Below are 23621 nucleotides of genomic sequence, written 5' to 3'. Positions count from 1 at the left end.
GCCTCTGGCAGTTAGTAGCAGAAAAGCCAAAGTCTTGGCATAAAGTGGTGATTTTCATACCACCAAGAAACAAAAAAGCAGCGATGGCTCGCTGCTTTTTTCTATCCAAAAACGCTTGTCGTTACACGTCTAGGTTTGCAACCTTCAGTGCGTTCTCTTCGATGAAGTGACGACGAGGTTCAACTTGGTCACCCATTAGCGTTGTAAACAATTGGTCTGCGCCTACCGCATCTTCAATCGTTACTTGCATCATGCGACGCGTCTCTGGGTCCATTGTGGTTTCCCAAAGCTGATCTGGGTTCATCTCACCTAGACCTTTGTAGCGCTGACGGCTTAGACCACGCATCGATTCTTTAACCAACCACTCAAGTGCTTCAGCAAAGCTTGATACTGGCAGAGTACGTTCACCACGTTTGATGTACGCGCCCTCTTCTAGAAGACCGTCTAGGACTTCAGAAAGGTCCGCCAGCTTGCCGTATTCTTTTGAGTTTAGGAAATCAACACTTAGCGAGTGCTCGTGAGTCACACCGTGTGTACGAACGATGATCTTCGGCAGGCTCAAACCAAGCTCTGCGTGCAGCTCCACTTCGTAGCTGTATTGGCTTGCACCCACTTCTTTCGCGTTTAGTTGCTCAACAAGTTGTTTTGTCCAAGCTTCTACTGCTGCTGCATCATGACACTGCTCAGCCGTTAGACGAGATGTGTAGATAAGCTCATGCACTAAGGCGCGAGGGTAACGACGGCTCATACGATCAGCAAGCTTGATACCTGCATTGTATTGTTGAACCAGTTTTTCTAGCGCTTCGCCAGCTAGAGCTGGAGCTTCTGCGTTTACGTGCAGTGATGCGTTGTCCAATGCCAATGATACTTGGTATTGGTTCATCGCTTCTTCATCTTTGATGTACTGCTCTTGTTTGCCCTTCTTCACTTTGTATAGTGGTGGCTGAGCGATGTACACGTAACCACGCTCGATAAGCTCTGGCATTTGACGGTAGAAGAAAGTCAACAGTAGCGTACGGATGTGCGAACCATCGACGTCAGCATCGGTCATGATGATGATGTTGTGGTAACGCAGTTTGTCCGGGTTGTACTCGTCACGACCGATACCACAGCCAAGTGCTGTAATAAGCGTTGCAACTTCTTGCGAAGACAACATCTTGTCGAAACGTGCTTTTTCTACGTTCAGGATCTTACCTTTCAGCGGTAAGATTGCCTGATTCTTACGGTTACGACCCTGCTTAGCTGAACCACCCGCAGAGTCACCCTCCACAATGTATAGTTCAGAGAGTGCCGGATCTTTTTCCTGACAGTCTGCAAGTTTGCCTGGTAGGCCTGCTAGGTCTAGCGCGCCTTTACGACGAGTCATTTCACGCGCTTTACGTGCGGCTTCACGTGCACGTGCTGCATCGATGATTTTCGAACAAACCATCTTCGCTTCGCTTGGGTTTTCGACCAAGAACTCAGATAGCTTCTCACCCATCGCCGATTCAACCGCTGATTTCACTTCAGAAGAAACCAGTTTGTCTTTGGTTTGGCTCGAGAATTTTGGATCAGGCACTTTTACTGAAACAACGGCTGTCAAACCTTCACGCGCATCGTCGCCTGACGTTGCTGTTTTCGCTTTCTTCGAGAAGCCTTCTTTATCCATAAAGCTGTTTAGCGTACGTGTTAGTGCCGCACGGAAACCAGCAAGGTGAGTACCACCATCGCGCTGTGGAATGTTGTTGGTGAAACAGAAGATGTTCTCTTGGAAACCATCGTTCCACTGCATTGCCACTTCTACCGAAATGCCGTCTTCACGTTCTAAGTCGAAGTGGAAGATTTTCTCGATGATTGGTGTTTTGTTGGTGTTTAAGTGCTGAACGAACGCTTGAATACCACCTTCATACATGAAGTGGTCTTGCTTGTCCGCTTCGCGCTCATCAATAAGCTTGATAGAAACGCCTGAGTTCAAGAACGATAGCTCACGCAGACGTTTTGCTAGGATGTCGTAATGGAATTCAGTGTTAGAGAAAGTTTCTGCACTTGGCCAGAAACGAATTTGTGTACCGGTTTTATCCGTATCACCCACAACCGCTAGAGGCGCTTCAGGCTCACCATGACGGTAAGTTTGCGTATGGATATGGCCGCCACGATGGATGGTTAGTACCACTTTTTCAGACAGTGCGTTTACTACCGAAACACCTACGCCGTGAAGACCGCCCGATACTTTGTATGAATTATCGTCGAACTTACCACCAGCGTGAAGTACCGTCATGATTACTTCTGCTGCAGAGACATTTTCCTCTGAGTGGATTTCTGTTGGAATGCCACGACCATCATCGCTAACGGAAACCGAGTTATCCTCATGAATTGTCACAACGATGTCTTTACAGTGACCTGCCAACGCTTCATCAATTGAGTTATCCACCACCTCGAAAACCATGTGGTGAAGGCCGGTGCCGTCGTCCGTATCGCCGATGTACATTCCTGGACGCTTACGTACCGCATCCAGACCCTTCAGTACCTTAATACTCGATGAATCGTAATTTTCAGACATGAGTTTCTCTCTTCTAGTTTGACTCTATCCTGCCATGTTCCACATGAAACAATTTACCATTATCGTCGAGCATGTCGGCGATTTGGTTTTCAGTGATAGAGCTTACAAATACTTGTGCGCCAGTCTCTTTCAAGCAATCAGCAAGACGCTTGCGACGTTGGCTATCTAATTCCGACGCAAAGTCGTCAATTAGGTAAATGCATTGTTTACCGGTCATCGCTGTAAGATGTTGCCCTTGCGCCACACGCAATGCACACACCATCAGCTTTAACTGACCGCGTGACAGAACATCCTCAACGGGCGTTCCATTCACTTTAATGCGCAAATCAGCTTTGTTTGGGCCACTAAAGGTGTACCCCAAAGACTGATCACGCTCGAAATTCTTTTCTAGTATTTCTTGGTATGGAGTGTCTTTATCCCAACCACGATAATACTTCAATTGGATCTCAAATTCTGGCAAAAATGTCTGACAGATCGTTTCTGCGACGGTTTTCATCTGTTCAATGTAAAGTGACCGCCACTGGCTGATGTTTTCCGCCAAACGCGCCATCTCTTGATCCCAATAACTGAGCTCACGATAGCTACTCGCGGTCTTCAACAACGCGTTTCTCTGTTTGTTGAGACGCTTAAAACGACCCCATGCATCATAAAATGCTGGCTCGGTATGAAACACGCCCCAATCGATGAATGCACGGCGATGTTTTGGACCATCCGTCAGTAAATCAAACCCTTCTGGATGTATCAACTGCAGCGGTAACACTTGCGCCAATTGCGCCAATTTTTGCCCAGATTGACCGCCTATTTTAACCTCTGTCGAGCCATCGCGCCGCTTATTAATGCCGATAGGTAGCTCAAATTGATCCGAGTTCAAAAAACGACCATGAACAAACAGTTCATCACACTCATTTTGAATCACACGACCAGTGAGAGAGCTTTTGAATGAGCGACCATGCCCGAGTAAATAAATCGCTTCTAGGACACTGGTTTTGCCGCTACCGTTCGGTCCAATAAGAAAGTTAAAGCCTGCTGATAACTGAATATCACAGGCTTTAATGTTGCGAAACTGCTGAATGATGAGACGAGAAAGAGGCATTCAGTTGGCTTATAGACGAATTGGCATCACCACGTACATGGCACTGTCATCGTCGGCATTTTCAATCAATGCACTGGCATTGGCATCCGACATCGACACTTGTACCTTCTCGCAACGTAGCGTGTTCAGCACATCCAACACGTAGCTAACGTTGAAGCCGATTTCGATTGGGTCACCTTCAAAGGTCACATCCAGCATCTCTTCGGCTTCTTCCTGCTCTGGGTTGTTTGCCGTAATGCGCATTTCGCTGCCCGCTAAGTTAACACGCACACCACGGAACTTTTCGTTAGAAAGAATCGCAGCACGCGAGAACGCTTGGCGCAATTCATCACAACTTGCGATCAGTGTTTTGTTGGTATGTTGCGGTAATACGCGGCGATAGTCAGGGAAACGGCCATCAACCAGTTTAGATGTGAAGATAAAGTTGTTCACTTCTGCACGCACGTTTGAGCTGCCAATTTGCAAAACGACAGGTTGCTCTGGCGCATCCATCAGCTTAACCAATTCCTGCACACCTTTGCGTGGCACGATGATTTGCTTTTGGGCGAAGTCAGCACCTAGTTGAGTTTGCGATACTGCCATACGGTGACCGTCGGTCGCCACACTACGCAGTGTTGTGCCATCGATTTCAAACAACATACCGTTGAGGTAGTAACGTACGTCTTGGTTTGCCATCGAGAACTGAGTTTTGTCGATAAGCGTACGCAGATCCGCTTGGCTCAGTGATACTTCAACTTCACTTTGCCAATCTTCAATGTTCGGGAAGTCATTCGCTGGTAGCGTTGCCAGTGAGAAACGGCTGCGACCAGAACGAACTTGCACGCGATCGCCTTCTAACACAAAAGTGATGATCGCATCGTCTGGCAAGCCACGGCAAATATCGAGAAACTTACGCGAAGGAACGGTAATGCTACCCGCTTCGAAATCCCCTTCTAGAGTCACTTTGCTCACCAATTCCACTTCTAAGTCAGTCGCGGTCATTGATAGCACGTTCTCTTCTACTTTAATCAGTAGGTTGCCCAAAATAGGCAGGGTTGGTCGGCCACCCAAAGCGCCCGAAACCTGTTGTAGCGGTTTGATTAAATGACTACGTTCAATAGTAAATTTCATGCTTGGCTCTTTACGCTGTCAGCTCAAAAATTGATTTGCTTAGAATACCGTTATTCTAACCGATTAAGAAGACAGGGTGCGAATCAAGTTCGAGTAATCTTCCTTAATATCGTGGCTCTCTTCACGCAGCTGCTCAATCTTGCGACATGCATGCAAAACGGTCGTATGGTCTCGGCCACCAAACGCATCACCGATTTCTGGCAAGCTGTGGTTAGTTAGCTCTTTAGCCAGTGCCATCGCCAATTGACGAGGACGTGCAACGGAGCGAGAACGACGTTTAGACAGCAGATCCGCCACTTTGATTTTGTAGTACTCAGCAACCGTCTTTTGAATGTTGTCAATTGTCACCAACTTCTCTTGCAGCGCCAGTAGATCGCGCAGCGCTTCGCGAACGAAGTCGATGGTGATTGGGCGGCCAGTAAAGTTCGCGTTGGCAATTACTCGGTTCAACGCGCCTTCCAATTCACGAACGTTGGAACGCAGACGTTTTGCAATAAAGAACGCAACTTCGTCAGCCAAATGAATTTGATGGTCTTCAGCTTTCTTCATCAAGATCGCCACACGCGTCTCTAGCTCAGGCGGCTCGATCGCAACCGTTAGACCCCAACCAAAGCGCGATTTCAGACGATCCTCTACCCCGCTGATCTCTTTTGGATAACGGTCAGAAGTTAGGATGATCTGTTGGTTACCTTCCAACAATGCGTTGAAGGTATGGAAGAATTCTTCTTGTGAGCGCTCTTTGTTGGCAAAGAATTGGATGTCATCGATAAGGAGTGCATCCACACTGCGGTAGTAGCGCTTGAACTCTTCAATCGCATTGTTTTGCAGTGCTTTTACCATGTCTTGCACGAAACGCTCAGAGTGCATGTACACCACTTTCGCGTTCGGGTTGTTATCCACAATCGCGTTACCCACAGCGTGAAGCAAGTGAGTTTTACCTAGACCAGTACCACCGTAAAGGAACAGTGGGTTGTAGGCAGCTCCTGGGTTATCCGATACCTGACGCGCCGCAGCCAAACCCAGTTGGTTCGATTTACCTTCTACGAAGTTGTCGAACTTATGTTTTGGGTTCATGTTTGAGCGGTGATTGATCGCTGCAATCGCTTGAGGGTCGTCATCCCATGTTTTGTGCACAGGTTTACGTGCTTGCAACTGCGCAGGCGCTGAAGATTCCGCCGCCACATCCGCCGGCGTACGTGTCGGTGCTGGCTTAGGCGCAGAAACTGGGCGACTGCCCACTTCAAAGCGTAAATTCGGGATGTCGTTACCACAGTATTCCTGCAGTAAACGAGTAATGCTGTTCAGATACTTATCACGCACCCAATCCAACACAAAGCGGTTTGGCGCGAATAGAGTGAGAGTATTGTCATTGAGCTCCGCTTGTAACGGACGAACCCACATACTGAATTCTGTAGCTGGTAGCTCTTCTTGAAGCTGCTGCAAACATTGCAGCCAAAGCGAAGATGACACGGTGCCCCCACTGAGTAATTGAATTATCGGAAAAGACTGGCAATTTTACCTGTTGATAACCAAGATCGCCAGCAATTGATCGACGATCAAGTGAATAAGATCTAAGTTATTCACAATTATTTCGCCAAACTTGGTGAGATCAACACACCTTGCCCCAAATTTGCCCACACATTGATCCACATTTGGGCAAATTTAGCGAGATCGACAGATTGGTGATAACTCTGTGTATTATTTTCTTTCCAGCGCCTCTTTTTTCGATCCTTTCGCTTTGATTCGATCGTTTTTCCATCGCCTCCTTGCCAAATTGTCTATTATCTAAACCAAATGAGAACTTATTACTCTCTGGTCTAGGTTATTGCTCTTGGTTATTTATTTAATTGAGCTAACTAACAGTAGTATTTCCAACTATAAAAATATGGAGATGTATTATGAAAAACTGGGTTAAGGTTGCCGTTGCAGCCATCGCACTATCTGCCGCGACAGTTCAAGCGGCAGTCGACACTGCCGCAACTGAAGTCAAGGTGGGCATGTCTGGCCGTTACTTCCCATTCACTTTCGTGAAGCAAGACAAGCTACAAGGCTTTGAGGTGGATATGTGGGATGAGATCGGTAAGCGTAACGACTACAAGATCGAATACGTGACGTCGAACTTCTCAGGTTTGTTTGGTCTTTTAGAAACTGGCCGCATCGATACAATCTCAAACCAAATCACCATGACAGATGAGCGCAAAGCGAAATACCTGTTTGCAGACCCTTATGTGATCGACGGCGCGCAAATCACGGTACGTAAAGGCAACGACAGCATCAAAGGTGTAGACGATCTAGCAGGCAAAACCGTTGCGGTTAACCTAGGTTCTAACTTTGAGCAGCTACTACGCCAATACGACAAAGATGGCAAAATCAACATCAAAACTTACGACACTGGTATCGAGCATGATGTTGCGCTTGGCCGTGCAGACGCTTTCGTGATGGACCGTTTGTCTGCGCTAGAACTGATCAAGAAAACTGGTCTGCCACTGGAACTGGCTGGTGAACCGTTTGAAACCATTCAAAACGCATGGCCTTTCGTCAACAATGAAAAAGGTCAGAAGCTACAAGCGGAAGTGAATAAAGCACTAGCAGAGATGCGTGCAGATGGTACAGTAGAAAAGATTTCAGTGAAGTGGTTTGGTGCTGACATCACGAAGTAATGCTACTTTGCTTTCGAGAATGCGAACAATCGCAACTCTCGACCTAAAATAAACTCATGTGAAGGTGGAACATTGTTTTCCACCTTTTCTTTTCTCTAGCCTTTAGGTAAGCCGTAATGGGATTTGATTTTAATTACATGTTGGAACTGCTGCCGATATTGCTCAAATATCTTGGCACAACCATGGAAATGGCCACATGGGGCTTGGTCTTTTCACTGATTTTAGCCGTCATTTTGGCGAACATTCGCGTATTTAAGCTGCCAGTTCTCGACCAATTGAGTCAACTGTACATCAGCTTCTTCCGTGGTACCCCACTGTTAGTACAACTTTTCCTGCTTTATTACGGCTTGCCACAAATCTTCCCTGTGATGGTAGGCATCGATGCATTTTCTGCCGCAGTGATTGGTTTAACGTTGCACTTTGCCGCTTATATGGCCGAGAGTATTCGTGCTGCAATCATCGGTATTGATCGCAGCCAAATGGAAGCGAGCCTATCGGTCGGCATGACAACGCCACAAGCGATGCGTCGCGTGATTCTGCCACAAGCAACACGAGTAGCACTGCCCTCATTGATGAACTACTTCATTGATATGATTAAGTCGACTTCCCTCGCCTTCACGCTTGGCGTGGCAGAAATCATGGCTAAAGCGCAGATGGAAGCCTCGTCAAGCTTTCGTTTCTTTGAAGCCTTCCTAGCCGTCGCTCTGATTTACTGGGGCGTGGTAGTGATTCTGACTCGAGTACAAATTTGGGCTGAAGCGAAACTGAATAAGGCGTACGTACGATGATCAAATTAGAAAATATCCACAAGCGCTTTGGCGATACTGAAGTCCTGAAAGGCATTGATCTCGATATCAAACAGGGTGAGATCATCGTGATTATCGGCTCTAGCGGTACGGGTAAGTCGACCCTGTTGCGCACCGTTAACTTCCTTGAGCAGGCCGACGAAGGCCGTATCACTATCGACGACATCTCTGTCGATACACAAAAGCACACGAAAGCCGAAGTCTTGGCGCTGCGTCGCCGTACTGGGTTTGTTTTCCAAAACTATGCCCTTTTTGCGCACATGACGGCTCGCCAGAATATTGCCGAAGGTTTGATTACCGTGCGTGGCTGGAAGAAACAGGAAGCTCTGACTCGTGCACAGCAGATTCTGGATGATATTGGCCTTGGCGAGAAAGGCGACAGCTACCCGGCAGCTCTATCTGGTGGCCAGCAGCAGCGTGTCGGCATCGGCCGCGCTATGGCGTTACAGCCTGAACTGTTACTTTTTGATGAGCCAACTTCAGCACTGGATCCAGAATGGGTCGGTGAAGTTCTCTCATTAATGAAGAAGTTAGCCAATCAGCATCAAACCATGCTGGTGGTAACACACGAGATGCAATTTGCTAAAGAAGTCGCCGATCGGGTGATCTTTATGGCGGAAGGCAACATCGTCGAACAAGGTTCTCCACAGGATATTTTCGATAATCCACAAGATCCTCGTTTGAAAAAATTCCTTAACCAAGTAGGAATAGAGTAACGATCAAGCAACAGGATCGATTGATCCTTGAGATTTTACTCACACTACGTATAATCGCCCGGCCGGAATTTCGTACTCATTGAGTCATTGACACATTATGTGAGTGTGATTACAATTCCGCCTCTTTGTTGAGAGGCGTCGGTTGTTCTTCTCTATATAAAGAGCTTCTTTATAAAGAAAACAGATGCCCACGCCGGGTTTAACAAGAACCTAAAACTACTGATCAGTAAAGGTAATTATCATGAAACGCACTTTTCAACCTACAGTTCTAAAGCGCAAGCGTACTCACGGCTTCCGTGCTCGCATGGCAACTAAGAACGGTCGTAAAGTTATCAACGCACGTCGTGCAAAAGGCCGTGCGCGCCTATCAAAATAATCGCTAGTTTATTTTGAACACGTACGCGTTTAATCGGGAGTTACGCTTGTTAACTCCCGAGCATTATCAAAACGTCTTCCAGCAAGCTCACCGAGCTGGCTCGCCTCATTTCACCATCATTGCTCGCAATAACAAACTTTCTCATCCACGATTAGGTTTAGCTGTTCCGAAAAAGCAAATCAAAACTGCTGTCGGTCGTAACCGCTTTAAGCGTTTGGCTCGTGAAAGCTTTCGTAACTCTCAACATCAGCTTCCAAACAAAGATTTTGTTGTGATCGCGAAGAAAAGCGCGCAAGATTTAAGCAATGAGGAAATTTTTAAGTTGTTTGATAAGCTATGGCAACGCCTGTCTCGCCCTTCACGTGGATAGCCATTGGGCTCGTTTATCTTTATCGCTGGTTTATCAGCCCTCTGATTGGTCCTCGTTGCCGGTTCACACCAACTTGTTCCACTTACGCGCTAGAAGCTTTGAGAGCTCACGGTTTTGTAAAAGGATGTTGGTTATCAGGCAAACGTCTATTAAAATGCCACCCTTTGAATGAAGGGGGGTATGACCCCGTTCCACCAGTCCAAAAACAAGACAGAGATAACTAACGATGGATTCTCAACGTAATATCCTGCTCATCGCTCTGGCACTGGTTTCTTTCTTGCTATTTCAACAATGGCAAGTCGCAAAGAATCCAGCACCTCAAGCGGTTGAACAGGCTCAATCAAGCAGCACTCTACCTGCACCATCTTTTGCTGATGAGCTGGACCCAGTTCCTGGTCAACAGCAAGCTTCTGCAAAAACTATCACAGTAACGACTGATGTTTTAACTCTGTCGATCGACACCGTTGGTGGCGATGTGGTACATGCCGACCTAAACCAATACTCTGCTGAACTTGATTCATCAGACCCATTCGTTCTGCTAAAAGACACACAAGGTCATCAATTCATCGCACAAAGCGGTCTTGTTGGTCCTCAAGGTATCGATCTAAGCAGCTCTAACCGTCCTCACTACAATGTGAGCGCAGACAGCTTCACTCTAGCTGACGGTCAAGACGAACTACGCGTTCCGATGACATTTACTGCAAACGGTATCGAATACACAAAAACTTACGTATTAAAACGCGGCAGCTACGCGCTGAACGTTGAATACGATGTAGCGAACAACTCTGGTAACAACGCAACCTTCGGTATGTACGCACACCTACGTCAAAACCTAATGGACGCTGGTGGTAGCATCACAATGCCAACCTACCGTGGCGGTGCTTACTCAACTGAAGATACTCGTTACAAAAAATACAGCTTTGAAGATATGCAGGATCGTAACCTGTCTATCAACCTAGCAGATGGCCAAGGTTGGGCAGCAATGATCCAACACTACTTCGCAGCTGCTTGGATCCCTCGTAACGAACCAGGTACTAACCTTTACACTCGCGTAATTGGCAACCTAGGCGATATCGGCGTACGTATGCCGAACAAAACGATCGCGACGGGTGACCAAGCGAAGTTTGAAGCAACACTTTGGGTTGGTCCTAAGCTACAACAAGAAATGGCAGCAGTGGCACCAAACCTAGACCTAGTAGTGGACTACGGCTGGCTATGGTTCATCGCTAAACCACTTCACTCACTGCTTGCTTTCATCCAAAGCTTCGTGGGTAACTGGGGTGTGGCAATCATCTGTTTGACCTTCATCGTTCGTGGTGCAATGTACCCACTAACGAAAGCGCAATACACGTCTATGGCGAAAATGCGCATGCTACAGCCTAAGCTGCAAGCTATGCGTGAGCGTATTGGCGACGACCGTCAACGCATGAGCCAAGAGATGATGGAACTGTACAAGAAAGAGAAAGTAAACCCACTGGGTGGCTGTCTTCCTCTTGTTCTACAGATGCCTATCTTCATCGCTCTATACTGGGCACTAATGGAATCGGTTGAGCTTCGTCACTCTCCATTCTTCGGTTGGATTCATGACCTTTCAGCGCAGGACCCTTACTACATCCTGCCATTACTGATGGGTGCTTCAATGTTCCTAATCCAGAAGATGAGCCCAACAACCGTAACGGATCCAATGCAGCAGAAGATCATGACCTTCATGCCGGTTATGTTTACCTTCTTCTTCTTGTTCTTCCCATCAGGCCTAGTTCTGTACTGGTTGGTGTCGAACATCGTTACTCTGATCCAGCAAACCTTGATTTACAAAGCGCTGGAGAAAAAAGGCTTACACACTAAGTAACCTTTAACAAAAGAATAAGAAAGGCGGCCAAAAGGTCGCCTTTTTGTTTTTGGCTGATTACAATTCAGCTAATTAATAGTGATGGCTCCACCGAGCCCAGCTCAAAAGGCAAGATTATGACTACAGATACGATTGTCGCTCAAGCTACTGCACCCGGTCGTGGTGGTGTCGGCATTATTCGTGTTTCAGGCCCTAAGGCCAACCAAGTGGCATTGGAAGTCACAGGGAAAACTCTAAAACCGCGTTACGCTGAATACCTGCCGTTTCAAGCCGAAGATGGCACGGTGCTCGACCAAGGCATTGCACTGTACTTCCCTAACCCGCACTCGTTCACGGGCGAAGACGTATTAGAACTGCAAGGTCACGGTGGCCCTGTGGTCATGGATATGCTGATTAAACGTATTCTGGGCATAGCTGGCGTACGAGCAGCCCGTCCTGGTGAGTTCTCGGAACGTGCGTTCTTGAACGACAAGATGGATTTGACTCAGGCAGAAGCGATTGCCGACCTGATTGATGCTAGCTCTGAAGAAGCGGCGAAATCGGCGCTACAATCGCTACAAGGCCAGTTCTCGCAGCGCATTCAAACGCTGGTGGAATCACTGATTCATCTTCGCATCTATGTGGAAGCGGCCATCGACTTCCCTGAAGAAGAAATCGATTTTCTTGCCGATGGTAAAGTTGCAGGAGATCTGCAAGCTATCATCGATAACCTCGATGCGGTACGCAAAGAAGCGAACCAAGGCGCGATCATGCGCGAAGGCATGAAAGTCGTGATTGCTGGTCGTCCAAATGCGGGTAAATCAAGCCTACTGAACGCGCTGTCGGGCAAAGAGTCCGCAATCGTAACAGACATAGCAGGTACCACGCGTGACGTGCTGCGTGAGCACATCCATATCGACGGTATGCCTTTGCACATCATCGATACTGCTGGCTTGCGTGACGCTTCTGATGAAGTCGAAAAAATCGGTATCGAACGCGCTTGGGATGAAATCGCACAAGCCGACCGCGTATTGTTTATGGTGGATGGCACAACGACCGATGCCACCGATCCAAAAGAAATTTGGCCCGATTTTGTCGATCGCCTGCCAGAAAGCATTGGCATGACGGTGATCCGCAACAAAGCAGATCAAACAGGTGAAGATATGGGGATCTGTCATGTGAACGATCCTACTCTGATTCGCCTTTCAGCAAAAACCGGGGCGGGTGTCGATGCGCTGCGTAACCACCTAAAAGAGTGCATGGGTTTCTCAGGTAATACTGAGGGTGGCTTTATGGCGCGCCGTCGTCACTTGGACGCACTAGAACGTGCAGCCCAGCATCTGCAAATCGGCCAAGAGCAGCTTGAAGGCTATATGGCAGGTGAAATCCTTGCCGAAGAGCTGCGCATCACTCAGCAGCATCTGAATGAGATAACCGGGGAGTTCAGCTCTGACGACCTACTCGGGCGCATCTTCTCTTCATTCTGTATCGGGAAGTAAAGTGGGCAAATAACGGAAAACAACAGCAAGCAACGGTAGATAACACACTGATTTTATTAGATCGTCATTTGCCGTTTGTTTCCATCCGTTGCCGTTAATTGCCAAATCTAGTCCCCATTTGGGCTCCATGACATGCTACTCGCACTGATTGGGGCCCAAATGGAGTCTAAAATGAAAATTTCCATTCAAAAACGAACACTTAGAGCTGATGGCACACGCTCACTACGTTTGGTTTATGATCATGGTTATGCCACAAACACACTAGGTGGACGCCAAAATAAACGTAAACGCAGCTACGAAACTTTAGACCTGTACGTTCACGACAAACCTAAAACACCCACCCAGCGCCAACACAACAAAGAGCATATGCTTCTCGCCGAAACCATTAAGAGTAAACGACTGGTTGAGTGGCAATCTCAGAAGCATGGTTTTGAGGATCGAACCAAGCGCTCAGCTAGCTTCATTGATTACTTTCAACGGCAAATTGACATCAAAGAACAAACCACCTCAACCTCCAACCATTCAATCTGGCTTTCAGCTCGTAAGCACCTGCTGTTCTACTGCGGGAAACATGATCTTAGTTTTGATGAGCTGGATAAAGACTGGTTAGACGGGTTTAAGTATTACCTAACCAATGAAGCGAAAACCAAAAGTGATACACCGTTATCTCGCAACACACAAAGCTCCTACTTCAATAAAGTTCGAGCGGCGATCAACGAAGCACATCGAGAAGGTATTATTCGCGATAACCCGCTCTCACAAGTGACCAGTATCAAAGCGAAAACGACTAAGCGGGTTTATTTAACACTGGATGAGGTCAACGCGTTAGCTCACACAGAATGTCGCTACCCAGTCCTTAAACGTGCGTTTTTGTTCTCATGTGCAACGGGGATGCGTTGGTGCGATATCCATCGACTTACTTGGTCAGAAGTAGAGACATTCAATAATCACAAACGAATTATCTTCGACCAAGCCAAACTCTCTCAGGGCGATGCTAAGAGCCTTCAGTATTTAGATATACCAAAGTCAGCAGAATCACTTTTGGGTAGCCCCAAAGCCTCTCACGAGCGCGTATTCAAGGGGTTAAAATACTCTTCTTATATAAATGTAGAGCTGCTTAGATGGGCTCTGGCTGCTGGAATAAGTAAGCACGTTACGTTCCATGCTGGTCGTCATACTTTTGCTGTAATTCAGCTTAGCCGAGGAATCGATATATACGCAGTATCGAAACTGCTCGGCCACAGCGAACTCAAGACAACCGAGATCTACGCTGACATCATAGAACAACGTAGGATGGAAGCCATGCTCACATTCCCCGATATTTTTGCTTCTTCTGGAAAGGATTCAGCGGCCTAAGGCCGCTGCTATAAAAGTATTACTTACGAGAAACGGTGGCGACATAATTTGCTGCCCTTTTTTCGATCTCATAATGAGATGAAACACGCTGCTCCTCAACCCATTTCATTATGGCTTGACGCTCAAATCGAAGGTGTTTGCCAATTTTGAAAAATGGTATTTCCGCAGAGCTGGTCAGCTTATAAAGCTGGTTGGTTGATAAACCCAGCAAGGCTGCACATTCATCAACCGTTAGAATGTCCTTTCCAAGGAGCTCCACCTTTTGTTGCTGCAAACGCTGCTCCAGAACAGCGCGCTCAACACGATCTATTTTGGCGAGAATGGATTGAAGAAGAACTTGCTCGTTGGTTGTCATCGTATCACCTCCTCACCCATTGGAATGTATCTGGGAAGAGTGGGAAAACCGGGAAATGCACTATTCATCAATACCCATCTCCTTCAACTCAGAGAGGATCTTTTCCGGCCAGAAGGCGAAAAAACGATGATCAAACTCAGTACCGTTCTTCTTTTCGATAATCCGAAGTGTTCCCCTACGATCTTCATTGGTTTCAAACCACCCTTTATGAATCAAAGGGCTCAATTGACTCTTGTATTGACGCCGCAGTCGTAGCTGCTTAACAAACTCTTGTTTGTGGATAAGCCACTGGACGTCATTACCATCCTGCCGCCAGTAACCAAACTTTGACTGTTTGCTTGTGCAGAATTCAGGAAGCTTATTTTCCCAATGCCTAATGGCTTGTTTCAAAGCACTTAGAACCTCATACGTTTCTTGATTGTGCTGATGCCCTCGATGAGCTAACCAACGACTAAAAACGCTATAAACAGAATACAGTGATTCTTCTTCAGGCCATGGCACTAACTGGTTTCGTGACGCAACAGACAACGCAACACCAACCAGGACAAAGCGCTTCAAGACCCGATGAACCTGGCCGGAATAATTGCTTTTAGACCAATGCTGCCTCAGCGTTTCGATTTCACGCTGTAAAACGACTTCCAGATCGGGCTTATCTGAAATAAGCGTCATCCAAGCCGTGAACAAAGTGCCAAAGTACTTTTGAGTCTGCTTTTCTAAGTGCTCAGCAAACTGAGATGGTGAGGAAAAGCGGTGTAGATCCGCAAAACAGCCAAAGCGCTCTTCGGCAGGAATTTCGATGACTCGAATCAGCTGACCTGCTTTCACTTGATAACCAGAGGACTCCATCAGCTCTGTCAGGCCAATCTCTCCATTACTCAAGGTCAACGTCCGCCAATTGGCAATATTCGCCAGGCCGCCTGTTTCCGTGGCTCGCAGCTTCCCACATCCGTTTACGATTTGATAAGCCGCAGAACTGGCTTCTTCCGCAGAGCACAACCCTAGCTCATCTAACACAAGCAACATGTCGTGATGTTCTGATGCAACCGCCTCAATACCGTTAGCGGTTGTTTTCCAAGACTTGATATAAGACTTATTAGCATAAACAGACGCAGCGACAAACGATGTGACAGACTTACCCGACGAAGATGGCCCCATAATATGGAATGCCGCACTTTCCATTCCAACAGGCTTGAGAAGCGGCGCGGCCAACGCAACACCAACAGAAAATATGAGCAGAGGATTGCCGACCAACAAAGAACCGACTTCACTTTGCCATTCCGCTAAGCTGCCTTCTGCCAAACAGAGTGAATCAGCCATACCACCAGAAAAGTAGTAGGACTCATCTGACCGTCCGAAACTTTTATCCGGAGTGACGAACACCTTGTCATGCCAACCTGTTCTTGTGACACAAAAGGCCGTTTCTGCTGCTTTGAGCTCTTCCCGCAAATAGCGCTGGACCATACTCCATGCAGTTTGCTCAGGCTCCAGCCAAAAACCGGTATCGAACAATTCATCTCTTAACTGATAGTTGGTCCCTCCCATAATCTTTCTGGCAGGCACTATCATTCTGATCATCTGCCTGTCCATATTGATGATTTCAATGCAAGCACTGAACCCTGACTTCCGATCTGGTGAACGCGTTCTAGCAAGAACTTTGACCGAAGAGCTTAACGAACGCCAGCCTCGCTCACGGCAGAAATACTGTAGTTGATCATGGTGATGACGAAACTTCATATGACCTCCCTATCATAGGCTCAGCAGCCACTTCTGCACGTCTTCAACACGAAATCTCACACTTCGAGCACCAGGCGATAAATTCACTGGAGAAGGAAAAGAACCATTTTTCACATAACGGCGAATGGTTGCCTGAGACAACTGAGTTAACTGACAAACTTCTTGATAGCTTAATAGCTGATTTGATTGTTTTTGTTCGGTCATAACTACTCCTGATAGCTAATGGATAATCAAGAAATAGTTTGCAAGGTGAGCAACGCAAAGGCGCGCGGTGCTCAGGCCCATTTTGGGCAGTTTGGCGTGAAAATATGCCTGTCGAATTCGTAGTTTAGGGTTACAGAAGCAGATAATGAGGCGGTAACGTGAGTAGGCATTGCTTCACTGTTATTCACCAAGCCACAAAGCGCTATGCGTTAAGCTATTCATCATGGTTAACGCATAGTGCATAGTTACTAGAGACTCTCTTTCACATGTGAAAGTAGCAAAACATGAAGCTTTGAACGGACAAAACAACTAAGTGTACCGCTTTTATTCGGTACACCTAAAACGGTACAGCTCAACCGAAAAACCAATGTAAGGCACTGTTATAAAATATTTTTTATTAAATAGAATGCTGCCAAACTGTACCGATTTGACGAAAACGGTACACCTCCCTCATCCAAAGCAATCACTACACCCATTTCTTCTCGCTTTTTTGACTCAAGCACTCGCCACTACACACCAAACCCGCTAAGATACAAAAATTACAATTTGTAGGTTTTGTGAGTCATATGAAAGCAACCAAGATAGACCCTCAACTTCTTGAAAAAGCAACGAGTATCTTTGCTGAATTAGGTTTACCGATTGAGCAGGCCATCAACGTATTTCTAGCAAAGTCCGTTCAGGCCAAAGGCTTTCCGTTTTCTGTTGCCCTCGAAAATGAAGCAGAAGCGCAGGAGGCCTCACACAGCCAAGCACAAAACAAAATCAGCAATGCCGAGATAACCGAAGCTATCCAAGACTTGGTTGCACACGCTCTGCCACAGAGTGAAATAGAAAACCTCACACAGCTAACCTATTGTCGCAACACCTTTGGGTTGTCATTCCCGGTGCTTAAACTGGCTAAATCACCACGGCCAGAAGACATTCGTAGTGCAGCCAAAGATGCCAAAGAGCGCAACCGCTACTCCACCACGAAAGTGGCCCAGCGAGATGAAAAAACCTACGTGATTTGCACCCAGTGGACAGACAGGCACCGCAATGCGTTTTGTCGGTGGCAAGCCATCTTTAGCAGTGAAGCGTAATAACTCATCAAAAGAACAACCAAGCACCTAATTAAAGACGGGCCACCTAGCACAATAAGGAGAACGATAATGCTTAAGAAAATACAACACATTAAGAAGCTTGGTGTCTTCAAAGACTTCAGTTGGGATAGTGAAGTTAAAAACAAAGGTGGTGCTGTTCAGAACTTTGTTGATATCAACATCATCTATGGTCGCAACTACTCGGGTAAAACCACACTATCACGTATTGCGCGTGCCCTAGAGACTGGCTATTTATCTGACAAATATGGATCGCCATCGTTCCAGCTAAAATTTGCTGACAACTCAGATGTAACACTCGAAACCTTATCTAGCCGTAATAAGAATATTCGCGTATTTAACGAAGATTTTATTAAAGAGAATCTACGCTTTATCACTAATCCTGACGACAGCATTGAGCCATTTGCTATTTTAGGTGATGACAATAATAAGATCGAAAAAGAGATTGAAGCTCTAGAGGTAGAGCTCGGTTCTAGTATTGAAGGACAAGAAACCGGTTTGTTTGCCGAAAAAAATCAGGCCGCAGTTGCGTACAGAAATGCTTTTACCGCTCATAAACTATCGAATGATAGTCTAGAAAAACAATTGGGTGATAAAGCGACCAATAAAGACATCGGCATTAAATACAAGCCTGAGCGTTTTGGTGATCAAAACTACACCATTACCAAATTAAAGGCTGATATTAAAACTGTAAGTAGCCCTGATTTTCAGCAGTTAACATCAGAGCAAGTGAGCGAGCACGAAAAGCTGATTGATGAAAAAGTTTTGCCTGCTATACCGGCTTTTTCGCCGCCTAAGCTAAGTTTTTTGAGCTTGGCACAACAAGTTGAAACGCTGGTAACCAAGCCCATCAGTGAGTCTGACAAAATTCAGGCGTTAGTAAAGGATGCAGTGCTTAACCGCTGGGTCAATGAAGGTCGAACCCACCATCGAAACAAGTATGAAAAATGCGCATTTTGCGACAATGAAATTTCGTCAGAGCGATGGGCAGAGCTTGATAAGCACTTTGATGAAGAATCTGAGCTATTGGAAAAGTCGATTGATGCGTTACTTGCTAAGATTGAAACCGAAAACCAGACAGTTCATGCCGCACTCACCATTGATCAATCTGTTTTTTACTCCAAGTTTTACTCACAACTGACCGTATTGGATTGCAGATTAAAAGCTGCAACCAAAGACTATCAGCTTGCTTTAGGTAATCTAGCCAAGCAACTGAAGGCGCGAAAAGGTGATATTTTAAACGCTAAAGATTATGAGAACGTCGATGATGACACCGCGAAACTCACGCAAATCTGGCAGGAATATAGTGACCTTTGCGCTCAATCAGAGCTATTTAGTAGCTCATTAGCCGACGAACAAACCAAGGCTAAAGCCGACTTGCGATTGAAAGAGGTCGCTGAGTATTTGCTTACGATTGATTACCAAACACAGCTCAATTCAATTGAAACCTTACAGCAAAAAAGAGACGAGGCTCAGCAAGCGCAGGAGGCTATCAATGCAAATATTACCAAAAAACAAGCACAAGTTACGGCTAAGAAACGTGAACTGAATGATGAAGAAAAAGGGGCTAAAAAGGTAAATGAATATCTGAATAATTTTTTCGGGCATCAGTTTTTGACGTTGGAGGCTAAAAAGGATGAAGGACCAACGCAAGAGGCAAAACGTATTCGGTTTGAAGTGATCCGTGACGGTAAGAAAGCTTATCACCTAAGCGAAGGTGAGTGCAGCTTGCTGGCATTCTGCTATTTTTTGGCCAAGTTGGATGATGTCGCAACCAAAGACTCTAAACCCATTATTTGGATTGATGATCCTATCTCCTCGCTCGATGGCAACCATATTTTCTTTATTTATAGCTTGTTGAATGCGGAAGTGGTCGAGAAGGGGAAATTTGCACAGCTATTTGTTTCAACACACAACCTTGATTTCTTAAAGTATTTGAAGAGGCTTAAAGACAATTACCTTACTGCTGAAGGCGACAAGGTGAAATGTCAGAAAGCTTACTTTGTTGTGGTTAGACAGGATAAAAAATCCACCTTACAGGTAATGCCGTCGTACTTAAAAGAATATGTTACTGAGTTTAACTACCTGTTTCATCAGATCCATAAATGTGCCTCTCTTGATACTATCGATGATACCAACTACGTAACCTTTTATAATTTTGCCAACAATGCGAGGAAGTTTTTCGAGATTTATCTCTATTACAGATATCCCGATCAAGGCATGACGCCGGAGACCCTAAGTTCATTTTTTGGTGAAGATAGTATTCCGGCGGTTTTAACTGACAGGATTAACAATGAGTATTCTCACCTGTCAGGAGTCTTTGAGAGGGGCGCATCCCCTGTTGAAGTTCCAGAAATGCAAACTACCGCTAAACAAATCATTGAACGACTCAAGCAAGATAGCGACCAATTTACTTCATTGATGAAAAGTGTTGGTGAGAGTACAGAGGGACAACCAGCATGATCTCAGTTAGTCATAAAACAATACTGCTTAATACGATAGAGAGGTAGCACATATGACCGATAACACCTCGCAAGCAGCGAATCAAGATGCCGCACAACAGGAGAATCAACATGGCTAAAGATCTCACTGAGTCTTTGCATGACAGACAAAACATTCTTAATAACCGTTATGCCTTGCAAAAAGCAGAGCAGCATCTGGCATTAGGCGGCGTGCAGTTTGACGGTGAAACAGTATTTACCAAACAACAGGTGATAGAGCTGTTCGATATCAGCGATGCCACCGTAGAGCGTTACTTGTCTTCGCATGGGGATGAACTAAAAGCGAATGGTTATACTCTACTAAGAGGCACTAAGCTAAAGAAGTTCAAAGAGATAGCTGTTGGTACCCTCATCAGTGAGGGTACCAAAACTACGGTGTTAGGCATCTTTACTTTTCGCGCCATTTTGAACTTGGGCATGCTACTCACTGACAGTGAGCGCGCCAAAGAACTGCGCTCTCGTGTACTTGATATTGTCATTGATGTACTCGCAGAACGCGCAGGGGGCCATACCAAGTTCATCAACCAGCGCGATCAAGATTACTTGATGGCGGCGTTCCAAGAGGAAAACTACCGCAAACAGTTTACCGACGCCTTGGACAAGTACGTAGACGGCAATAAGTGGAAGTATGGCCGCTTTACTAACCTAATCTATCAAAGCATTTTCCATGAGAATGCAGCGGAGTATAAGAAAATACTCAAGCTGGCCGAAAAGGATAAGATCCGTGAAACCATGTACTCCGAAGTGCTTACACTAATTGCCAGCTTTGAATCTGGTATCGCTCACGAGCTAGAGCGCCAGAGCATCAACCTAGGTCGCCCATTGACGCAAAAAGAAGCAGAGCTGCTGTTCGCCAGCTTTGAGCAGCATCCTCTCTTTAGACCGCTGATAACCGATGCTAGGACCAAAATGGCCAGCCGAGATTTGTGCTTTAGAGATGCTTTGCATGAAAAGCTGGAGGCTTACATTAAATCCGTACCGGAGGCAGACTTCGAACGCTTCCTTGGCGAGAAAAGCAAGTCTCTTGAAGAGCAGCTCAGCGACCCTGAAACATTGGCCGTATTCAAACGATTGAAGGACCGCTGATATGATCAACGACGCTCAGCCACGGTACTTTTATTTCGATGTGGAGTACGCAGTTAAAACCCACGATTGGATAATTGAAACAACTGGAGGAAGTCATGGTTCTGAGAATATTGGTTTGTTAGAAAGCCCATTGAACCATATACAGAATGATGATTATTATCCTGAAGTTGAGGATAAACTGACTCACTTAGTATTCTCAATTAATAAAAACCATGCATTTATAGATGGAAATAAACGCTCTTCACTGGCGCTCGGAGCCTATTTTTTAGAGCTCAACGGATTTGACTACATCGTGCAGCATTTCGTTCTCGAAATGGAGAACATCGCCGTTTGGGTCGCCGATAACGTTATTGATAAAAAGCTACTTCACAAAATCATTAGCTCTATTCTGTATGAAGATGAGTACTCCATATCGTTGAAGCTGGAAATTTATGAGGCCGTTCAACGAGCCGAGGAAAACAAACAGCAGTAAGCCATGATCAGCAGCTACGAGAACATAATTGCTCAAGGCCAAGCGGACGAAAATTGAGTTGTTCGGTTATTCCGAACAACTGCCTGATCCAAGTTGGTAAACGAGCGGCAACTATTTTCTAGCATAAAACGTTCGATCGTTTTCCTCCCTGTACAAAGTGAACTATCCGGAAATTCCGGATAGTTCATCACAAGGCATTATTTCGGTGGCTTTAGGATTCAATTGCCCGCGCGATTATCAAACCCACCAACCGAAAAGCAACCCAAAAGCGCTCTTGCTCACAACCCACCGCGTGCTGCTCCATGGGCTTTCACATGTGAAAGTACATCAGCCCTCATGCACTACAAACAGGCCAAATCCCACAATAATCTAAAAATTTACCAACACAATCCCATCAAAAAAATAATCGACGCTCAGGTCCCACAATGATTGGAGTACAACTCCCTACATCCCCGCCAAAACAATAAAGCAACGAAAATAATCCGTATCAACGTCCCACAAGGATAGATATCTGGAAAGCACAAGGATAGGTCCCAGGAGAGGAATCGCTGCCATGCTTGCCAATCAGCAGTGGGACACGAAGAAATTTACGCACCCCAAAAGGGCAATTACAGATGCGTAAGTAACAGTACGTTTGCGCTACCTTGAGCAAAACAAACAAGGAACCAATATGACTGTATTAAATGAACATTCCGCCGCCTATCAATGGCATCAACGCTCCCAGCAGCGACACCCCGAAAGTGAACAAGAGTGCTTTGAACTCGCGCTATCACAATCGCTAAAAGCCCTTAATGATATAGAGAACTTTGCAATGCAGGAGCCCTATCTGCTTGAGTTTTTAGCCAGTTGCTACGCTAACCAGTTTTGGCGAATCCATCGAGCCCATAAGAACACCTCACCTGGCCGCTACGGCTGCCGTGTTCGGGTTCGCAATCATCGCTTTGAAGCGGCTTGGTACTACAACTGGTACCTCAGTGCTAACCAAATGGCACAGCGAAACAACAAAGAACAGCGTGTTCGCTCAAAGCATTTAGCCAAAGGCAAAGGCTTTCGTTACCCACCTAGCCGCTTTCTAAAAGCAAACTCGGAATGGGAATCCGAGCTTATTGAGTACACAGAAGATGCCTTCGCACTGATCCGCGAAGTGCGGCATGAAATCCTCACCATCAAACAAAAAGCGCAAATCTGTACAAAACGACTTCACAAGCTTCGTGAACACTTTCAAAAATCCCAAAATGGAGAAGCGTAATGACTAAGAAAACCACGCCCAACGTCGGCATCGCACAACTAAGCAAGGAAATTGAGTTAAGTAATCTCAAGTTGAAGCTGCCTGAGCCAGTTCCTTTGCCAGAAAGAATCGATGGTTTATCTGATTTCGTTGCGACAGAGTCAAAGCACTTGATGGCAGCAGCAAAAGAACTGAAGAAACAAATGGATAAACTAAAGAAAGCCTTGTCAAAAGAGTACAACGTCGAATACCCATTTCGCTATGAGTTCATTGTTACGAGTGAACAACGCTTACCTAAAATAAAATGGCACCGCGTGATCGCTCGTGGAGGCTGGTATCCTGAGCTTGAAACCCAAGAAGTTTCAAATGGGGTGTTACGTCGTTTTTCACATGCAATGGATTGGGAAATCCCTCTCTATCTTCATTTGCTAGACCAGATCAACCGATTGGAACAGCGCGTGAAGCCTATAAGAGAACTGTCTAGTCAGGTGAGAAAAACGATGCGAGCGATAAAAAAACTGCACATTTAGCTCTATCCAATCAGGAAGCTTCATGCCGTGAAATGAAGCTTCTACCCACAGTTTGCATTTT

The 23621-nt window shown here is 46.0% G+C and carries 22 protein-coding genes; 15 read left to right on the top strand and 7 right to left on the bottom strand.

Translation table 11 applies throughout. From position 1 onward, the window contains the following. Nucleotides 1-121: 121 nt before the first annotated feature. The 4 genes from gyrB to dnaA all read right to left on the bottom strand — a co-directional run bounded on the left by gyrB (nt 122) and on the right by dnaA (nt 6212). Nucleotides 122-2539 (bottom strand): DNA topoisomerase (ATP-hydrolyzing) subunit B, encoded by a 2418-nt coding sequence (gene gyrB, locus ACF8EG_RS12700; protein ID WP_029865051.1) that lies wholly within the window; start codon nt 2537-2539, stop codon nt 122-124. Nucleotides 2540-2552: 13 nt separating this feature from the next. Beyond that, nucleotides 2553-3632, bottom strand: coding sequence for a DNA replication/repair protein RecF (gene recF, locus ACF8EG_RS12695; RefSeq protein ID WP_069505293.1), 1080 nt, complete (start codon nt 3630-3632; stop codon nt 2553-2555). Nucleotides 3633-3641: 9 nt separating this feature from the next. Continuing rightward, nucleotides 3642-4742 carry a DNA polymerase III subunit beta gene (gene dnaN, locus ACF8EG_RS12690; RefSeq protein WP_005486165.1) on the bottom strand — a complete coding sequence of 367 codons (1101 nt, stop codon included), beginning with the start codon at nt 4740-4742 and terminating at the stop codon, nt 3642-3644. 63 nt (nt 4743-4805) lie between these two features. Then, entirely contained in the window at nt 4806-6212 is a 1407-nt protein-coding gene (gene dnaA, locus ACF8EG_RS12685; protein WP_005488867.1) for a chromosomal replication initiator protein DnaA, read from the bottom strand. A 428-nt stretch (nt 6213-6640) separates the two neighbouring features. On the opposite strand from dnaA, the gene ACF8EG_RS12680 reads away from it, so the two are divergent. The 9 genes from ACF8EG_RS12680 (at nt 6641) to ACF8EG_RS12640 (ending at nt 14353) form a co-directional block, all read left to right on the top strand. Then, nucleotides 6641-7402, top strand: a complete 762-nt coding sequence (locus ACF8EG_RS12680; protein ID WP_020904417.1) for an amino acid ABC transporter substrate-binding protein — start codon at nt 6641-6643, stop codon at nt 7400-7402. Nucleotides 7403-7518: 116 nt separating this feature from the next. After that, nucleotides 7519-8190, top strand: a complete 672-nt coding sequence (locus ACF8EG_RS12675; RefSeq protein ID WP_005497519.1) for an amino acid ABC transporter permease — start codon at nt 7519-7521, stop codon at nt 8188-8190. After that, nucleotides 8187-8924, top strand: a complete 738-nt coding sequence (locus ACF8EG_RS12670) for an amino acid ABC transporter ATP-binding protein (RefSeq protein ID WP_005481188.1) — start codon at nt 8187-8189, stop codon at nt 8922-8924. Before ACF8EG_RS12675 ends, ACF8EG_RS12670 begins: the two co-directional genes overlap by 4 nt. Nucleotides 8925-9165: 241 nt before the next feature. After that, nucleotides 9166-9300, top strand: coding sequence for a 50S ribosomal protein L34 (gene rpmH, locus ACF8EG_RS12665; RefSeq protein ID WP_005378825.1), 135 nt, complete (start codon nt 9166-9168; stop codon nt 9298-9300). 46 nt (nt 9301-9346) lie between these two features. After that, on the top strand, nt 9347-9670 hold the full coding sequence (gene rnpA / locus ACF8EG_RS12660; protein WP_015296021.1) for a ribonuclease P protein component: 324 nt from the start codon (nt 9347-9349) through the stop codon (nt 9668-9670). Next, nucleotides 9637-9894 (top strand): membrane protein insertion efficiency factor YidD, encoded by a 258-nt coding sequence (yidD, locus tag ACF8EG_RS12655; protein ID WP_005378822.1) that lies wholly within the window; start codon nt 9637-9639, stop codon nt 9892-9894. The genes rnpA and yidD overlap by 34 nt, the downstream gene beginning before the upstream one ends. A gap of 2 nt (nt 9895-9896) precedes the next feature. Continuing rightward, on the top strand, nt 9897-11519 hold the full coding sequence (gene yidC / locus ACF8EG_RS12650) for a membrane protein insertase YidC (RefSeq protein ID WP_005497514.1): 1623 nt from the start codon (nt 9897-9899) through the stop codon (nt 11517-11519). Between the two features lie 116 nt (nt 11520-11635). Continuing rightward, entirely contained in the window at nt 11636-12997 is a 1362-nt protein-coding gene (gene mnmE / locus ACF8EG_RS12645) for a tRNA uridine-5-carboxymethylaminomethyl(34) synthesis GTPase MnmE (RefSeq protein WP_005458483.1), read from the top strand. A 171-nt stretch (nt 12998-13168) separates the two neighbouring features. Next, nucleotides 13169-14353 carry a site-specific integrase gene (locus ACF8EG_RS12640; RefSeq protein WP_029863501.1) on the top strand — a complete coding sequence of 395 codons (1185 nt, stop codon included), beginning with the start codon at nt 13169-13171 and terminating at the stop codon, nt 14351-14353. 19 nt (nt 14354-14372) lie between these two features. Here the strand turns inward: ACF8EG_RS12640 and ACF8EG_RS12635 are convergent, their stop codons facing one another. The 3 genes from ACF8EG_RS12635 to ACF8EG_RS12625 are packed head-to-tail and all read right to left on the bottom strand — an operon-like array spanning nt 14373 to nt 16646. Then, nucleotides 14373-14708 carry a helix-turn-helix domain-containing protein gene (locus tag ACF8EG_RS12635; RefSeq protein ID WP_029863502.1) on the bottom strand — a complete coding sequence of 112 codons (336 nt, stop codon included), beginning with the start codon at nt 14706-14708 and terminating at the stop codon, nt 14373-14375. Nucleotides 14709-14768: 60 nt separating this feature from the next. Continuing rightward, nucleotides 14769-16442, bottom strand: coding sequence for a DUF927 domain-containing protein (locus ACF8EG_RS12630; protein WP_169608581.1), 1674 nt, complete (start codon nt 16440-16442; stop codon nt 14769-14771). A 12-nt stretch (nt 16443-16454) separates the two neighbouring features. Next, nucleotides 16455-16646 (bottom strand): AlpA family transcriptional regulator, encoded by a 192-nt coding sequence (locus ACF8EG_RS12625; protein ID WP_025630236.1) that lies wholly within the window; start codon nt 16644-16646, stop codon nt 16455-16457. 566 nt (nt 16647-17212) lie between these two features. Between ACF8EG_RS12625 and ACF8EG_RS12620 the strand changes: the two genes are divergently transcribed. The 6 genes from ACF8EG_RS12620 to ACF8EG_RS12595 all read left to right on the top strand — a co-directional run bounded on the left by ACF8EG_RS12620 (nt 17213) and on the right by ACF8EG_RS12595 (nt 23560). After that, the gene (locus ACF8EG_RS12620) at nt 17213-17725 is read left to right on the top strand and encodes a type II toxin-antitoxin system RelB/DinJ family antitoxin (protein ID WP_169608579.1); all 513 of its coding nucleotides are present in this window, start codon (nt 17213-17215) and stop codon (nt 17723-17725) included. 69 nt (nt 17726-17794) lie between these two features. Beyond that, nucleotides 17795-20206, top strand: a complete 2412-nt coding sequence (locus ACF8EG_RS12615; RefSeq protein WP_169608577.1) for an AAA family ATPase — start codon at nt 17795-17797, stop codon at nt 20204-20206. A 110-nt stretch (nt 20207-20316) separates the two neighbouring features. Continuing rightward, complete coding sequence (locus ACF8EG_RS12610; protein ID WP_169608575.1) at nt 20317-21330, top strand: DNA-binding protein; 1014 nt, start codon at nt 20317-20319, stop codon at nt 21328-21330. Between the two features lies 1 nt (nt 21331). After that, the gene (locus ACF8EG_RS12605; protein WP_169608573.1) at nt 21332-21802 is read left to right on the top strand and encodes a type II toxin-antitoxin system death-on-curing family toxin; all 471 of its coding nucleotides are present in this window, start codon (nt 21332-21334) and stop codon (nt 21800-21802) included. A gap of 670 nt (nt 21803-22472) precedes the next feature. Continuing rightward, a complete protein-coding gene (gene mobI / locus ACF8EG_RS12600; RefSeq protein ID WP_242540913.1) occupies nt 22473-23051 on the top strand; it encodes a conjugative transfer protein MobI(A/C) in 579 nt (192 codons plus the stop codon). Beyond that, on the top strand, nt 23051-23560 hold the full coding sequence (locus tag ACF8EG_RS12595) for a hypothetical protein (RefSeq protein ID WP_148559054.1): 510 nt from the start codon (nt 23051-23053) through the stop codon (nt 23558-23560). The genes mobI and ACF8EG_RS12595 overlap by 1 nt, the downstream gene beginning before the upstream one ends. The last annotated feature ends 61 nt before the right edge of the window (nt 23561-23621 follow it).

The sequence above is a fragment of the Vibrio sp. YQ_11 genome (assembly GCF_043103065.1).
In the GTDB taxonomy this organism is placed as follows: domain Bacteria; phylum Pseudomonadota; class Gammaproteobacteria; order Enterobacterales; family Vibrionaceae; genus Vibrio; species Vibrio parahaemolyticus.
Note: the sequence above shows the minus strand (reverse complement) of the source record. Positions and strands in the feature narration are given on the sequence as shown.

What these genes read in the sequence shown, in the direction of transcription:
- gyrB (WP_029865051.1), bottom strand. Translation starts at nt 2,539, where the DNA reads ATGTCTGAAAATTACGATTCATCGAGTATTAAGGTACTGAAGGGTCTG.
- recF (WP_069505293.1), bottom strand. Translation starts at nt 3,632, where the DNA reads ATGCCTCTTTCTCGTCTCATCATTCAGCAGTTTCGCAACATTAAAGCC.
- dnaN (WP_005486165.1), bottom strand. Translation starts at nt 4,742, where the DNA reads ATGAAATTTACTATTGAACGTAGTCATTTAATCAAACCGCTACAACAG.
- ACF8EG_RS12680 (WP_020904417.1), top strand. Translation starts at nt 6,641, where the DNA reads ATGAAAAACTGGGTTAAGGTTGCCGTTGCAGCCATCGCACTATCTGCC.
- ACF8EG_RS12675 (WP_005497519.1), top strand. Translation starts at nt 7,519, where the DNA reads ATGGGATTTGATTTTAATTACATGTTGGAACTGCTGCCGATATTGCTC.
- ACF8EG_RS12670 (WP_005481188.1), top strand. Translation starts at nt 8,187, where the DNA reads ATGATCAAATTAGAAAATATCCACAAGCGCTTTGGCGATACTGAAGTC.
- rpmH (WP_005378825.1), top strand. Translation starts at nt 9,166, where the DNA reads ATGAAACGCACTTTTCAACCTACAGTTCTAAAGCGCAAGCGTACTCAC.
- yidD (WP_005378822.1), top strand. Translation starts at nt 9,637, where the DNA reads ATGGCAACGCCTGTCTCGCCCTTCACGTGGATAGCCATTGGGCTCGTT.
- yidC (WP_005497514.1), top strand. Translation starts at nt 9,897, where the DNA reads ATGGATTCTCAACGTAATATCCTGCTCATCGCTCTGGCACTGGTTTCT.
- mnmE (WP_005458483.1), top strand. Translation starts at nt 11,636, where the DNA reads ATGACTACAGATACGATTGTCGCTCAAGCTACTGCACCCGGTCGTGGT.
- ACF8EG_RS12640 (WP_029863501.1), top strand. Translation starts at nt 13,169, where the DNA reads ATGAAAATTTCCATTCAAAAACGAACACTTAGAGCTGATGGCACACGC.
- ACF8EG_RS12635 (WP_029863502.1), bottom strand. Translation starts at nt 14,708, where the DNA reads ATGACAACCAACGAGCAAGTTCTTCTTCAATCCATTCTCGCCAAAATA.
- ACF8EG_RS12630 (WP_169608581.1), bottom strand. Translation starts at nt 16,442, where the DNA reads ATGAAGTTTCGTCATCACCATGATCAACTACAGTATTTCTGCCGTGAG.
- ACF8EG_RS12625 (WP_025630236.1), bottom strand. Translation starts at nt 16,646, where the DNA reads ATGACCGAACAAAAACAATCAAATCAGCTATTAAGCTATCAAGAAGTT.
- ACF8EG_RS12620 (WP_169608579.1), top strand. Translation starts at nt 17,213, where the DNA reads ATGAAAGCAACCAAGATAGACCCTCAACTTCTTGAAAAAGCAACGAGT.
- ACF8EG_RS12615 (WP_169608577.1), top strand. Translation starts at nt 17,795, where the DNA reads ATGCTTAAGAAAATACAACACATTAAGAAGCTTGGTGTCTTCAAAGAC.
- ACF8EG_RS12610 (WP_169608575.1), top strand. Translation starts at nt 20,317, where the DNA reads ATGGCTAAAGATCTCACTGAGTCTTTGCATGACAGACAAAACATTCTT.
- ACF8EG_RS12605 (WP_169608573.1), top strand. Translation starts at nt 21,332, where the DNA reads ATGATCAACGACGCTCAGCCACGGTACTTTTATTTCGATGTGGAGTAC.
- mobI (WP_242540913.1), top strand. Translation starts at nt 22,473, where the DNA reads ATGACTGTATTAAATGAACATTCCGCCGCCTATCAATGGCATCAACGC.
- ACF8EG_RS12595 (WP_148559054.1), top strand. Translation starts at nt 23,051, where the DNA reads ATGACTAAGAAAACCACGCCCAACGTCGGCATCGCACAACTAAGCAAG.